The sequence below is a fragment of the Curtobacterium sp. AG1037 genome, assembly GCF_003349855.1.
Lineage (GTDB): Bacteria > Actinomycetota > Actinomycetes > Actinomycetales > Microbacteriaceae > Curtobacterium > Curtobacterium citreum.
The window spans coordinates 249,085-262,703 of record NZ_QQAO01000002.1 but is presented as its reverse complement, the minus strand read 5'-3'; the positions used below and the strand labels follow the sequence as shown (position 1 = coordinate 262,703).

Here is a 13,619-nt window from a genome sequence, read left to right as displayed (position 1 = left end):
CTTCGGCGTTCCCGGGGGCGGATTCTGCCAGCGCGGGCGCCGGGTGGCCCAGCGCGCCCCGCGAGCGTGCAAGACATGCCGCGCGCGTGTCGTCGTGTGTGCGCTTCCGGTCGCCGGCGCGCCTCGAGCGTGACAGAAGTGGCACGGTCGGCGGCCCACCCGCACGCACGAGGGCCCGGCACGCAGCGCGCACCGGGCCCTCGGCAGGTCAGGGAGGGGTCACTCCCACTCGATCGTCCCCGGCGGCTTCGACGTGACGTCGAGCACGACCCGGTTGACGTCGGGCACCTCGTTCGTGATGCGGTTCGAGATCTTCGCGAGGGTGTCGTACGGCAGGCGCGTCCAGTCCGCGGTCATGGCGTCCTCGGACGAGACCGGACGGAGCACGATCGGGTGGCCGTAGGTACGGCCGTCGCCCTGGACGCCCACGGAGCGGACGTCGGCGAGCAGGACGACTGGGCACTGCCAGATCTCCTCGTCGAGGCCGGCCGCGGTGAGTTCCTCGCGCGCGATCTTGTCCGCGGCACGGAGCAGGTCCAGCCGCTCCGCGGTGACCTCGCCCACGATGCGGATGCCGAGCCCCGGGCCGGGGAACGGCTGGCGGCCGACGATGACCTCGGGGAGCCCGAGCTCGCGACCGACCGCACGGACCTCGTCCTTGAACAGGGTGCGCAGCGGCTCGACGAGCTCGAAGGTCATGTCCTCCGGCAGCCCACCGACGTTGTGGTGCGACTTGATGTTCGCCGTGCCCGAACCGCCGCCGGACTCGACGACGTCGGGGTAGAGCGTGCCCTGCACGAGGAACTTGACCTCGCCGGCCTCGTCGTCTCCGCGCGCCTCGAGCACGAGGGCCTCGGCGGCCGCCTCGAACGTGCGGATGAACTCGCGGCCGATGATCTTGCGCTTCTGCTCCGGGTCGCTCACACCGGCCAGGGCGTCGAGGAACTGCTGCTCCGCGTCGACCGTGACGAGCCGGACACCGGTCGAGGCGACGTAGTCCTCTTCCACCTGCTTGCGCTCGTCGGCGCGCAGGAGCCCGTGGTCGACGAAGACGCACGTGAGCTGGTCGCCGACGGCTTTGTGCACCAGGGCAGCGGCCACGGCGGAGTCGACGCCGCCGGAGAGCCCGGCGATGACCCGTGCGGAGCCGACCTGCTCCCGGATGCGGGCGACCTGCTCCTCGATGACGTTGTTCGAGTTCCAGTCGCCGGGGAGCCCGGCGGCACGGTGCAGGAAGTTCTCGAGGACGGCCTGGCCGAACGCGGAGTGCTTGACCTCGGGGTGCCACTGCACGCCGTAGAGCTTGCGCTCGTCTGACGCGAAGGCGGCGACCGGGGTCGAGGCGCTCGACGCGAGGACCTCGAAGCCCTCCGGCGCCTTCGCCACGGAGTCGCCGTGCGACATCCACGTGACCTGGGACGCCGGCTGGTCGCCGAGCAGGACGCTGTCGGTCCCGGTCACGGTGACGTCGGTCGCGCCGTACTCGCGCTGGCCGGTCTGGGCGACCTCGCCACCGAGCGACTTCGCCATCGCCTGGAAGCCGTAGCAGATGCCGAGCACGGGGACACCGAGGTCCAGGATCTCGCCGTCGAGCGCCGGGGCGCCTTCCTCGTAGACGGACGAGGGGCCGCCGGAGAGCACGATGGCCGCCGGGTCCTTCGCCTTGACCTCGTCCGCGGTGATGGAGTGCGGGACGATCTCGCTGTAGACGTTCGCCTCGCGCACGCGTCGGGCGATCAGCTGCGCGTACTGCGCACCGAAGTCGACGACGAGGACGGGTCGCTGGTCGGTCTCGCTCACCGAGCGGCCTCCTTCTCACGCTGCTGGGCAGCGGTCAGCTCGTGGTAGGTGTCCATGGCCTTCTGCTGCATGCGGTGCTCCACCACGAAGGACATGAACGGGATGATGCCGCCGAGGGCGATGAGCAGGAAGCGCGACGGCTTCCAGCGCATGATGCTCCAGAGGCGGAAGTCCGTGAACAGGTAGAGGACGTACAGCCAGCCGTGCGCGATGAGGATCGCGATCGACAGGTTGAACGTGCCCGGTGCTTCGCCGGCCGTGCCGTTCGGCACGAAGAACGGCCCGTTGCCGAGCTGCATCTCGAGCTGCAGCGGCGTGTACTTGATGATCACCTCGATGACGAGGGCCAGCAGCAGCACACCGGTGATGTACGCCGAGACGCGGTACCACTTGACGGCTCCCGGGATCTTCGGGATGTCGCGGGTTCGGACGGTCAGAGCCATGGCCTCGATCCTACCGGTGCGCCGGAGCGGGCTCGGTGGCCGCTGCGGCGTCCTGAGCGTCCTCCTGCTCACGTTCCCAGGCGTCCTTCACGAAGCGGTACCAGAGGAACACGGCGAAGCCGGCGAAGACGACCCACTCGATCGCGTAGAACAGGTTGAGCCAGTCGAACTGGACCTCGCGCGTCGGGGCCCGGTCGGCGATGGTGCCGAGGTCGGCCGCCTTCGCGGTGCTGCCGTCGGCGACGACGTAGCCGATGTACATCCGGTCGTCGAACGCCTTCCACGTGTTCACGAACCGTGCCGGCGCCACCGCCGAGAACTCACCCTTGGTGTACGCGTCCTGGTCGGGCGACTCGGCCGGGTAGTAGCGGCCCTCGACCGTGAGCTCGGCGCCGTCGGCTACGCGCTCCCCGCCGGCCTCGGCCGCGCGACGCTCGTCCGCCCACCCGATCACGACGGGCACGCTCGCGCCGCTCGCCGCGTCGACCAGGTGACCGACGGTCTGGTACGTCCCGCCGCCGGAGCGGCCGGTCAGCAGCGTGGTGTCACCGGCGACGAAGCGACCGGTGACGCTGACCTTCTGCCCGGCGATCGTCTCCGATGCGGCCTGCCCCGGCTGGGTCACGTCCTGCAGCGGCTTCTGCGTCTCGGTGGTCTCCGGCAGCGGGGTGCCGTTCGCGATGCTCCGCTCGAGCTGCCACTTGCCCAGCCCGGCGAACACCCCCGCGAGCACGAGCGCCAGCACGAGCAGCGCGATCCACTTCGGTCGTCGGGCAACGGCCCACATCTGTATCAGTACTCCGGGTCACGCTGGCGGGCCGGGCGCTTCGGGCGCTCGGTGGGGACGTCGACCGGCGACGTGACGGGGTCGCTCGTGGCCGGGTCGGACGCTCCATTGTCGCGCTCTTCCCTACCAGCCGCCTCCACGAGGGCGAACTCCTCCGCGAACTGCCGGTCGCGTTCGGCACGACGAGCGGCGGCGGCCGCGTCCTGGTCGGCGACGCCGGCCTCGGCCGCGGTGTCGATCGCCGCGTCGAGCGACGGCCCCGCCGGGATCCCGGCACCCGAGCCGCGGGCCCCGGAGCCGCCGAGCCGCGCGCGCAGGCGCTGGCGCAGCCGCGCCACGCGGGCGGGGCGCACCACGAGGCGGCCGATCCGGTCCGAGTTCACGGCGAGCAGCGGTCCCAGGACGGCCATGACGAGGACGTAGAGGCCCGCGAACGCGGTGATCCGCTCCTCCAGGCCGGCGGCAGCCGAGAGCGTCGCGAGGATCAGCGCGAACTCGCCACGGTTCACCAGGATGACCGCGGTGTTGATCCCCTGCTGGACGTTGAACCCGTTCATCCGGGCGACGATCTGCCCCGCGACCGCGTTGAGCACGACCGTCATGCCGATCGCGCCGAGGACGGGCCAGAGCACCTCACCGAAGGTGGACACGTCGAGGCCGAGCCCGAAGTTCACGAAGAAGAAGGCCGCGAACACGTCGCGCATCGGCAGGGCGAGCTGCTCGATGCGGTCCCGGTAGCGGGTCGCGCCGCAGAGCAGGCCGATCACGAACGCACCGATCGCGTCCGTCACGCCGAGCAGGTCGCCGATGCCGCCGAACATCACGGCGAGGCCGAAGAACAGCACGGTGAACAGCTCGTCGTCGCGGGTCGCGAAGATCTTCGACACCCACTTGCCGGCGAACCGGGCGAGCGTGAACATCACGACGAGGAACCCGAACGCGAGTCCGAGCTTGCCGACCACGCCCCAGACGTTCGTGTCGCCGGAGAGCACCACGGAGACGATCGCCAGGTAGATGGCGATGAAGACGTCCTCGATCACGGTGACGCCGAGGATCATCGGCGTCTCGTCGTTCGCCAGGCGCCGCAGCTCGATGAGGAGCTTCGTCACGATCGCACTCGACGACGTCGCCGTCATGCCCGCGATGATCAGGGCTTCTCGGGTGCCCCAGCCGAGCGAGAACCCGAAGGCGAACCCGATGCCCATGTTGATGGCGACGTACGTGCCGCCGGAGACCAGGAGCTTCCCGGCGTTGCCGTAGAACTCCTCCTGGTCGAACTCCAACCCCAGGTTGAAGAGCAGGAGCACGAGTCCGAACGTCGCGATCAGCTCGATCGTGTGGGACTCGACGCTCAGCCCGATCCACGGGGTGTGCGGGCTCGCGATGAGCCCGACGACCATGTAGATCGGGATGGCGGGCAGACCGATGGTCTTGCCCAGGCGTCCGAGGACGTAGGCGATGATGAACAGGCCGCCGATGGTCAGCAGCTCACCACCCAGGTGCACCGGCTAGCTCCCGGGCGGCGCCTCGGCGGCCGCGGCCGCCAGCTGTCCGCTGCGGTAGAAGGAGAACGCCTTCGCGACCTTCTCGGGAGCACCCGCGACGACGATGGTGTCACCGGGGAACACGACGAAGTCGGAGGAGGGCGCGGGGTTCGCGCTGTCACCGCGGACGACCGCGACGACGGTGAGGCCGATGAAGCCGGAGTCGTGCAGGTCGCCGAGGGGCTTGCCGGCGATCGCGTCGTCGTAGTCCACGCTGAACCAGTCGATGGACAGGCCCGGGATCTCGTCGAGCTTGTCGAGGCCCTCGGTGATGCGGGTGCCGCCGAGCAGTTCGGCGAGGGTGTGCGCCTCGTCCTCGCTCAGGCGCAGCGAGACCTTCTCGGACTTGTCCGCGCCGTCCGAGACGTCGGCGAACGAGATGAGGTCGGAGTGCCCCGACCGGTGCGTGATGACCCCGCACTTGCCACCGTCGTCGGTGTAGAAGCTGTGCAGCACGCCGACTCCGGGGAGTTTGACGCGATGGACGTCGACCATGATGGCTCCCTTGGTGAGTACCCCGATGATAACCACCGGCTGGTTCCCGGCATTCCGGCCGTAGGGTGCGGGGATGGGGTGGACTCGGACGGCGTGGACGCGGGTGACGGCCGTTGGTGGGATGGTGCTCGTGATCGGGTACGCGGCACTGCTCGCGGTGCACGCCCTGGTGCTCGATCCGCTCGCCGCCGTCCCGGGTCGGTCGCTCCGCTCGATCTACGCGGGCGTCGACGCGATCGGGCTCAGCACGACCCAGGACGTCGTGGGCGTGCTCGTGAGCGCGGGCACCGGGGTCGCGATGGCGGTCGGCGTCGCGGTCGTGGGGCTCCGGCAGCGCATGCCGCTCCCGGTCGTCGCGGTCTGCCACCTCGCGCTGCTCGCGTTCGGTGCAGCGGCCGTGTTCCAGAGCGGGTTCTTCCTGGGGATGGACGTCGCCGACGCCTTCGGGGTCTCCGGCGCGGTGCACGCGTGGTCCGGGCAGGTGCTCTTCACCGTCAGCCTGGTCGCGCTGGCGGGCATCCCGGTGGTGCTCGTCGCGACGGCGGTGCGGACCGCGCGCCGGTCGCGGACCGCAGGCTGACGACGGACGGGAGGCGCGTGGCGGGCCCGCCACGTGCCTCCCGTCCGTCTCGTGCTTACTTCGGTTCGCTCGTCTTCTCGCCGACGACCTGCTCGTCCGACGCCTTCGCGCCCTCGGCACCGCTCGACCGGCCGCCGCCGACGACCACGTCGTCCTCGTCGAAGCCGAACGCGATGTCCGGCGCCTCGAGCCGCACGCGGTCCGCGGACTCGTCGTCGGGCTGCAGCTGCGACTCGCGCTCCGCGGCGACGCGCTTCAGGTAGTTCGCGACCTCGTTCTCGGTCGTCTCCTGGTCCCAGCCGAGCACGTCGGCCATGAGCTTCGCCGCGACCGGCGCGGCCGACTCGCCGCGGTCCCACGCCTCGATCGAGATGCGGGTGCGGCGGGCGAGGACGTCCTCCAGGTGCAGGGCGCCCTCGTGCGAGGCCGCGTAGACCACCTCGGCGCCGATGTAGTCATCGGCCTGGGGCAGCGGCTCGCCGAGGGACGGGTCCTGCTTCACGAGCGCCAGGACCTCGGTCGCGAGCGTGCCGTACCGGTTGAGCAGGTGCTCGATGCGGACCTTGTGCAGCCCGTACGACCGGGCGGTGCGACCGCGGCGGTTCCAGGCCGCCGGGTAGCCCTCGGCACCGACGAGCGGGATGTCCTCGGTCGTCGACGCCGGGATCTTGCCGTCCATCGCGGCGACGGCCTCGTCGATGGCGTCCTTGCCCATCACGCGGTAGGTCGTCCACTTGCCGCCGGCCACGACGACGAGCCCGGGGACGGTGTGCGCGACGACGTGCTCGCGGCTGAGCTGCGAGGTCTGGTCGGACTCCCCCGCCAGGAGCGGCCGGAGCCCGGCGTAGACCCCCTCGACGTCCTCGCGGGTGAGCGGGACCGCGAGCACCTTGTTGACGTGCTCGAGGATGTAGTCGATGTCCGCCGCGGTGGCAGCGGGGTGCGCCTTGTCGAGGTTCCAGTCGGTGTCCGTCGTGCCGACGAGCCAGTGCCGACCCCACGGGATGACGAACAGCACGCTCTTCTCGGTGCGCAGGATCATGCCGGTGTTCGACTGGAAGCGGTCCCGCGGGATCACCAGGTGCACGCCCTTCGACGCCCGCACCTTGAACTGCCCGCGCGTGCCGATCATCGCCTGGGTGTCGTCGGTCCAGACACCCGTGGCGTTGACGACCTGCTTCGCCCGGATGTCGAACTTCTCGCCGGTCTGGATGTCGTGCGCGTGCGCCCCGACGACCCGCTCCCCGACCTTGATGAACCCCTCGATCCGGACCCGGCTGGCCGCGAGCGCTCCGTACGAGGCGGCGGTCCGGACGAGCGAGGCGACGTAGCGGGCGTCGTCGACCTGCGCGTCGTAGTAGGTCATGCCGCCGATGAAGGCGTCCTTCTTCAGGCCGGGCATGTTCCGGAGGACCTGCTTGCGGCTGAGGTGCCGGTGGTGCGGGACCCCCGGGGGACGGCCGCCGGACCAGCTGAAGACGTCGTACATCGCCATGCCGATGCCGATGTAGAAGCGTTCCCACACGCGGTGGTTGAGCGGGTACAGGAAGCGGACCGGCTTCACCAGGTGCGGGGCGATGCGCTGCAGGAGCAGGCCGCGCTCGATCAGGGCCTCGCGGACGAGCGCGAAGTTGAGTTGCTCGAGGTAGCGGATGCCACCGTGCACGAGCTTCGACGAGCGGCTCGACGTGCCGGATCCCCAGTCGCGGGCCTCGACGATCCCGACGCTCAGCCCGCGGGTCACCGCGTCGAGCGCGCTACCGCCACCGACGATGCCGCCGCCGACGACCAGGACGTCGAGCTCCTTCGTCTTCAGCGCCTCGATCGTCGCCGCGCGTTCGTCCGGCCCGAGCTTCGCGGTCGGGTCGAACCCGACGCCGCCGCTCGACGGCACGCCCCGCCCGGGAGCGGCGTTCGTCCCGTCCGGTCCGGGGCCCGTGCTGGTGCCGGTGCTCGTGCTGGTGGGTGCCTTCGCCATCGTCGCCTCCGTGCGGGTCCACGCCCGGAGCCGGCCTCCGCGCGCGTGCTGCGCCGGACCAGGCCCGGCACGGTCGGCGCCGGGACGTCACCCGTGCAGGGGCACGGGAACCGCCGTCACTGTCGGTGGTACGGCGCCACGACCACTTCTACTCGCTGGAACTCCTTGACGTCGGAGTATCCGGTGGTGGCCATCGACCGACGCAGGGCGCCGACCAGGTTGGCGCGGCCGTCCCACGACGGGGTCGGGCCGTTCAGGACGTTCTCGAGCGGGGCTATCTGGCCGACCTCGACCCGGCGGCCGCGGGGCAGCTCCGGGTGGTGCGCCTCGGCACCCCAGTGGAAGCCGCCGCCGGGGGCCTCGGTCGCGCGGGCCAGGGCGGTGCCGAGCATGACCGCGTCGGCGCCGACCGCGATGGCCTTGACGATGTCGCCGGCCGTGTCGAGGCCGCCGTCCGCGATGACGTGCACGTACCGGCCGCCGGACTCGTCCATGTAGTCGCGACGGGCGCCGGCGACGTCCGCGACCGCGGTGGCCATCGGCGCGTGGATGCCGAGCGCCGCACGGGTGGTCGACGCCGCACCGCCGCCGAAGCCGACGAGGACGCCCGCGGCGCCGGTGCGCATCAGGTGCAGCGCCGACGTGTACGTCGAGGCACCGCCGACGATCACCGGGACGTCGAGCTCGTAGATGAACTTCTTGAGGTTGAGCGGCTCCTGGTTCTGGGAGACGTGCTCGGCGGAGACCGTGGTGCCGCGGATGACGAACAGGTCGACCCCGGCGTCGACGACGGTCTGCGAGAACTCCTGCGTGCGCTGCGGGCTGAGCGACCCGGCGACCGGGACCCCGGCGGCGCGGATCTCGGCCAGGCGCGCGGTGATCAGCTCGGCCTTGACCGGCTCCGAGTAGATCTCCTGCATGCGACGGGTGACGTTGCCGTCGGTGAGGGTCTTGATCTCCTCGTAGAACGGCGTCGGGTCCTCGTAGCGGGTCCAGAGACCCTCGAGGTCGAGCACGCCGAGGATCCCGAGCTTGCCCATCTGGATGACCGTCGCCGGCGAGGACACGGAGTCCATCGGCGCGGACAGGATCGGCGACGCGAACGTGAACGCGTCGATCGACCACTGCACGCTCACGTCGTGCGGGTCGCGGGTGCGCCGCGAGGGGACCACCGCGATGTCGTCGAACGCGTACGCCCGATGGCCGCGCTTGCCTGCACCGATCTCGACTTCAGTCACCGGGCAAGCCTAGCGGGCGGTCCCGTCCCGCGGGCGGGTGCGTCGGGCCCGCCGGTTCCGCAGCACCCGCAGGACGAGCCCGAGCAGGAGCGCGAGCACGACGAGCACGACGAGGAGCACCGCGGCGACCTTCACGAGCAGGGCGGCGCCGACGAAGAGCGCGGCGAAGACCACCCAGACGAGGGCGTCGAGCACGAGGGGGCCGGAGGTGCGCACCCGCGTCACGCTAGCCGAGTGGCGGGGGCGGGTCGTGCCTCCAGGCCGGTTCCGCACCACGCGCCCGGCGGGACGGCGCGTGTGACCGGACCGGTTCGTGGAACGGGGCCGCGCGGCGCGACAGCAGCCAGCGCGACCCCGTCCGGGACGGGTACCACCCCCACAGCGGTACCCGTGTGTCGACGTGACGCTAGCGCGCCTCGTCGACGTCCTTGGCGAGCGTCCCCAGGTAGAGCTCGATGACCTTCGGGTCGTCGGCGAGCTCCCGCCCGGTGCCCGAGTACGCGTTCCGCCCCTGGTCGAGCACGTACCCACGATCGCAGATCTGCAGACAGCGTCGCGCGTTCTGCTCGACCATGATGATCGACACCCCGGCCTTGTTGATCCTGCGGGTGCGGATGAAGGTCTCGTCCTGGCGCACCGGCGACAGTCCCGCGGAGGGCTCGTCGAGCAGCAGCACCTTCGGGTCCATCATCAGGGCCCGCGCCATCGCGACGGACTGCCGCTCACCACCGGACAGGGACCCCGCCCGCTGCGTACGACGCTGGCCGAGGACGGGGAACAGGTCGTAGATGACCTCGAGCCGCTCCGCGAACTTCTTCGGGCGCAGGTACAGGCCCATCTGCAGGTTCTCCTCGATGGAGAGCGAGGGGAAGACGTTGTTCGTCTGGGGGACGAAGCCGACGCCGGCCTGCACGAGCTTGTTCGCCCGGAGGTTCGTGATGTCCTCGCCCTGCAGCGTGACCGATCCCTCGCGGATGGACACGAGACCGAACAGCGCCTTGAGGAGCGTCGACTTCCCGGCGCCGTTCGGGCCGATGATGCCGATGAGCTCGCCCGGGTAGCAGTCCAGGTCGCAGCCGTTCAGGATGTTCACCCCGGGCAGGTAGCCCGCGACGAGGTTCTTCGCGCTGAGGACCGGCTCGCGGTCCAGGGTGGCCACCGGAGACGGACCGGAGGCGCGGCTCGCGTCGGCTGCGTTCGTTGCGTCGGTCATCGGGTCGCCTCCTGCTCGTCTTCTTCCTTGACCTCTTCGGCGAGTTCCTCGTAGGTCTCCTCGTTGAGGAGCGCGTCGTCGCCCAGGTCCGTGTCGTGGTGCGCACCGAGGTACGCGTCGATCACCGCGCGGTCGTCCATCACGGTGTCGGCCGGCCCCTCGGCGACGACCTTGCCCTCGGCCATCACGACGACCCAGTCCGAGATGTGCCGGACCATGTGCATGTCGTGCTCCACGAACAGCACGGTCATGCCGTCGTCGCGCAGGGACTTGATGTGCCCGAGCAGCGACTGGGTCAGCGCCGGGTTCACGCCGGCCATCGGCTCGTCGAGCATGATCATCGTCGGGTCGGACATCAGCGCCCGGGCCATCTCGAGCAGCTTCCGCTGGCCGCCGGAGAGGGACCCCGCGTAGTCGTCCTTCTTCTCGAGCAGCTTGAACCGGGCGAGCAGGTCCTCGGCCTTGGCGGTGATCTCCTGCTCGCGCTTCGACCAGAGCGGCTTGACGAGGGCGGCGAAGAAGTTCTCGCCGGGCTGGTCGCGGGCGCCGAGCAGCATGTTCTGCATGACGGTGAGGCGGCTCAGCGCCTTCGTCAGCTGGAACGTGCGGACCATGCCCTTGTTCGCGATGTGGGTCGCGCTGGTCTTCTGCAGGGTCGCGCCGTCGAACGTCGTGCGGGCGCCGGGGCTCGGCTTGTCGAACCCGGTGAGCAGGTTGAAGAAGGTCGTCTTCCCGGCACCGTTCGGGCCGATCAGCGCCGTGATGGTGCCGCGCTGCACCTCGAGGTGGTCGACGTCGACCGCGGTCATGCCGCCGAAGTGGCGGGTGACCGTGTCGACCGTGAGGATCGGGTCGGTCTTGCTGTGGGCGTACGGCTCAGACACTGAACGTCAGCTCCTTCTTGTTGCCGAGGAGTCCCTGTGGACGGAACACGATGAGGAGCATGAGCGCGACGCCGACGAGCACGTAGGAGAACTGTTCGGCCTGCTGGGCGTTCATGATCGAGTCGGGGATGAAGTCCCCCGCGAGGGTCCGGATGAACAGGCGGACCACGAAGAAGAGCACGGCCCCGAGGACCGGACCGAAGACCGTCGCCGCACCGCCGAGGATGAGCGCCGTCCAGATGAAGAAGGTCATCGACCGACCCATCGCGTCCGGCTGCACCGAACTCGGCAGGACGTAGATGACCCCGGCGAGTGCACCGAGCGCGCCACCGAACACGAGCGCCTGCATCTTGTACGAGTAGACGTTCTTGCCGAGGGAGCGGACGGCGTCCTCGTCCTCGCGGATGGCCTTCACGACACGGCCCCACGGGCTGCGCATGAGCAGGAACAGCACCAGGGTGAACAGGGCGACGAGGCCCCAGGCCGCGATGCGGATCCACCAGCCGTTGACGCCGTTGTTCGAGTACGTGAACCACAGGATGCTCGTGGTGCCGTCGGGCAGCGGGCTGAGCGCGTTGAACGGGTCGCGGTACGCCGAGCCGGCGATGCCGTTCGAGCCGCCGGTCGTGGTGGTCAGCAGGCTCGAGCGGCCGACCATGCGGATGATCTCGGCGCCGGAGATCGTCACGATCGCCAGGTAGTCGCCGCGCAACCGCAGGGTCGGGATGCCGAGGATCACCGCGAAGACGATCGCGACGGCGAGCGCCACCAGCACGGCGACGACGAAGGGCAGGCCGTTCGTGATCGAGATCGCGAAGCCGTAGGCGCCGAGCAGCAGGAACGCCGCCTGGCCCATGTTGATCAGGCCGGTGAGGCCGAAGTGCACGTTCAGGCCGATCGCGGCCAGGGCGAACGCCGCCGTGGTGGGGGCGAGGGCCTCCTGCGTCAGCGAGCTGAGCAGGTTCAGGATGTAGTCCATGTCGCAGCTCCCTTAGCCGATGCGCTCGGCGCGACCGAAGATGCCCTGCGGCCGGAACAGCAGGATGAGGATGAGGATGACGAGCGCCGTGGCGTACTTGAAGTCGCCGGGGAGCACGAGGTTGGTGAGCTCGACGACGACGCCGATGATCATCGAGCCGACGAGGGCGCCGTACGCGGTGCCGAGGCCGCCGAGCGTGACCGACGCGAACATGAGCAGGAGCAGCTGGAGACCGGTCTGCCAGTTCACGCCGTTCAGCACGAGGCCGAGCATCACGCCGGACAGGCCCGCCAGACCGGCGGCGAGCGTCCACACGAACCGGATCACCCGGTCGACGTCGATGCCGGACGCCGCGGCGAGCGCCGGGTTGTCCGAGACCGCGCGGGTGGCCCGGCCGAAGCGGGTCTTCGCGAGGAAGAGTCCGGTGCCGACGAGCACGACGAGCGCGATCGCCATCGCGACGTAGGACTGCACCGTCAGGGTGAGTCCGGCGAACGTGACCGTCTCCGGGTTGCCCTGCTGGATGCGGACCGTCGAGGCACCGAAGAAGTACTGGAACGCGTACTGGGCGGCGATCGACAGACCGATCGTCACGATCATGAGCTGCGTCAGGCTGATCCGCTTGCGGCGCAGTGGCTTCCAGATCGCGGCGTCCTGCAGGTAGCCGGTGGCCGCGCAGAGCAGCGTGACCACGATCCCGGTCACCCAGATGTTCCAGCCGAGCTGGTTCGCGAAGACGTATGCGAGCAGACCGCCGAGGGTCACCTGCTCGCCGTGCGAGAAGCTCGACAGGCCGGTGGTGCCGTAGATCAGCGAGAGGCCGACGGACGCGAGGGCGATGAGCAGGCCGAGCCGGATGCCGGAGGCGAGCTGCTGCCAGGCCCGGGCGAACGTCAGGCTCGACGAGTCGGTGTCGGTCGTCGCGCCCTGCTGGTCGGAGAGCTGGAAGATCTGCCCGACGTTGGCGTTCAGCGTGGCGTTGACCTTGCGGTCGGCGTCCGCGGCGTTCGTCAGGTACTGGCCCTTCGGCAACGATCCCTGGTCGACGCTCACCGTGTACTGACCGGCCGTCGTGACGCTCACGGACCAGCGGCCGGTGTCGTCGGTGGACGCGGTCTGCGCGAAGCCGCCGGGGCCGGACACGTCGACGTCGATGCCCTTGGCGGGCTTCCGCTCGGAGTCGAGGATGGTGCCCCGGATGCAGCCGTTGGTGGGGCTCACGGTGCAGGGCCCGGTGCTGGCCGGGGCGCTCGCTGGGGCGCTGGCCGGGCTGCTGCTGCTGGCGGTGACGCTGCCGGCGGTGACGCTGCTGGCGGTGACGCTGCTGGTGCTGCTGGTGGTGCTCGTCGCCGCCTCCGCCGCGGGCGACACTGCCCAGTCGACGGCGAAGGTGGCGAGGAAGGCGAGGAAGAGCACGGCGGCGAGGACCAGGCGACTGCGACCTGGAGCCCCGCGACGGAGCCGGCGCATGAGCGCTGACCCCGGGGGAGTGATGGAACCCACGGATGAGCCTCTCGTTCGGATAGTCGAGGACCCTAGGGATTTTTTGTGTCCCCCGTGTTTCCGTCACGTCTCCTGCACATATCGTGCTGCTTTCGTGACCGATGCCCTGTCGATCCGCACCAATCCGCCCGTCCGGCCGGTACAGGATTCTCAGGAACCGTTTCGCGCGTCACGG

The 13,619-nt window shown here is 70.2% G+C and carries 13 protein-coding genes; 1 reads left to right on the top strand and 12 read right to left on the bottom strand.

Annotation, left to right across the window (positions count from 1 at the left end; genetic code table 11):
* Nucleotides 1-219: 219 nt before the first annotated feature.
* Genes guaA through DEU32_RS03710 form a run of 5 tightly spaced genes read right to left on the bottom strand, consistent with a single transcriptional unit; the run spans nucleotide 220 to nucleotide 5,069 of the window.
* The gene (guaA, locus tag DEU32_RS03730; RefSeq protein ID WP_058741277.1) at nucleotides 220-1,800 is read right to left on the bottom strand and encodes a glutamine-hydrolyzing GMP synthase; all 1,581 of its coding nucleotides are present in this window, start codon (nucleotides 1,798-1,800) and stop codon (nucleotides 220-222) included.
* Complete coding sequence (locus DEU32_RS03725; RefSeq protein WP_022906980.1) at nucleotides 1,797-2,243, bottom strand: DUF3817 domain-containing protein; 447 nt, start codon at nucleotides 2,241-2,243, stop codon at nucleotides 1,797-1,799. The genes guaA and DEU32_RS03725 overlap by 4 nt, the downstream gene beginning before the upstream one ends.
* A gap of 10 nt (nucleotides 2,244-2,253) precedes the next feature.
* A complete protein-coding gene (locus DEU32_RS03720; protein WP_058741279.1) occupies nucleotides 2,254-3,030 on the bottom strand; it encodes an SURF1 family protein in 777 nt (258 codons plus the stop codon).
* A gap of 5 nt (nucleotides 3,031-3,035) precedes the next feature.
* Nucleotides 3,036-4,535: a cation:proton antiporter gene (locus DEU32_RS03715; protein WP_058741280.1), complete on the bottom strand. Its 1,500-nt coding sequence runs from the start codon at nucleotides 4,533-4,535 to the stop codon at nucleotides 3,036-3,038.
* Nucleotides 4,536-4,538: 3 nt separating this feature from the next.
* Nucleotides 4,539-5,069: a cation:proton antiporter regulatory subunit gene (locus tag DEU32_RS03710; protein WP_058741281.1), complete on the bottom strand. Its 531-nt coding sequence runs from the start codon at nucleotides 5,067-5,069 to the stop codon at nucleotides 4,539-4,541.
* Nucleotides 5,070-5,142: 73 nt separating this feature from the next.
* On the opposite strand from DEU32_RS03710, the gene DEU32_RS03705 reads away from it, so the two are divergent.
* Nucleotides 5,143-5,649 carry a hypothetical protein gene (locus DEU32_RS03705; protein ID WP_141863113.1) on the top strand — a complete coding sequence of 169 codons (507 nt, stop codon included), beginning with the start codon at nucleotides 5,143-5,145 and terminating at the stop codon, nucleotides 5,647-5,649.
* A 55-nt stretch (nucleotides 5,650-5,704) separates the two neighbouring features.
* Here the strand turns inward: DEU32_RS03705 and DEU32_RS03700 are convergent, their stop codons facing one another.
* The 7 genes from DEU32_RS03700 to DEU32_RS03670 form a co-directional block, all read right to left on the bottom strand.
* Nucleotides 5,705-7,627 carry a glycerol-3-phosphate dehydrogenase/oxidase gene (locus DEU32_RS03700; RefSeq protein ID WP_114849382.1) on the bottom strand — a complete coding sequence of 641 codons (1,923 nt, stop codon included), beginning with the start codon at nucleotides 7,625-7,627 and terminating at the stop codon, nucleotides 5,705-5,707.
* Nucleotides 7,628-7,743: 116 nt separating this feature from the next.
* Complete coding sequence (locus tag DEU32_RS03695) at nucleotides 7,744-8,865, bottom strand: GuaB3 family IMP dehydrogenase-related protein (protein ID WP_114849381.1); 1,122 nt, start codon at nucleotides 8,863-8,865, stop codon at nucleotides 7,744-7,746.
* Nucleotides 8,866-8,874: 9 nt separating this feature from the next.
* Entirely contained in the window at nucleotides 8,875-9,081 is a 207-nt protein-coding gene (locus DEU32_RS03690; RefSeq protein WP_114849380.1) for a hypothetical protein, read from the bottom strand.
* 190 nt (nucleotides 9,082-9,271) lie between these two features.
* Nucleotides 9,272-10,078, bottom strand: coding sequence for an ABC transporter ATP-binding protein (locus DEU32_RS03685; RefSeq protein ID WP_229666858.1), 807 nt, complete (start codon nucleotides 10,076-10,078; stop codon nucleotides 9,272-9,274).
* Entirely contained in the window at nucleotides 10,075-10,962 is an 888-nt protein-coding gene (locus DEU32_RS03680) for an ABC transporter ATP-binding protein (protein ID WP_114849379.1), read from the bottom strand. Before DEU32_RS03680 ends, DEU32_RS03685 begins: the two co-directional genes overlap by 4 nt.
* A complete protein-coding gene (locus tag DEU32_RS03675) occupies nucleotides 10,955-11,941 on the bottom strand; it encodes a branched-chain amino acid ABC transporter permease (protein WP_114849378.1) in 987 nt (328 codons plus the stop codon). Before DEU32_RS03675 ends, DEU32_RS03680 begins: the two co-directional genes overlap by 8 nt.
* A gap of 12 nt (nucleotides 11,942-11,953) precedes the next feature.
* Nucleotides 11,954-13,444 (bottom strand): branched-chain amino acid ABC transporter permease, encoded by a 1,491-nt coding sequence (locus DEU32_RS03670; protein ID WP_241490133.1) that lies wholly within the window; start codon nucleotides 13,442-13,444, stop codon nucleotides 11,954-11,956.
* Nucleotides 13,445-13,619: the final 175 nt, after the last annotated feature.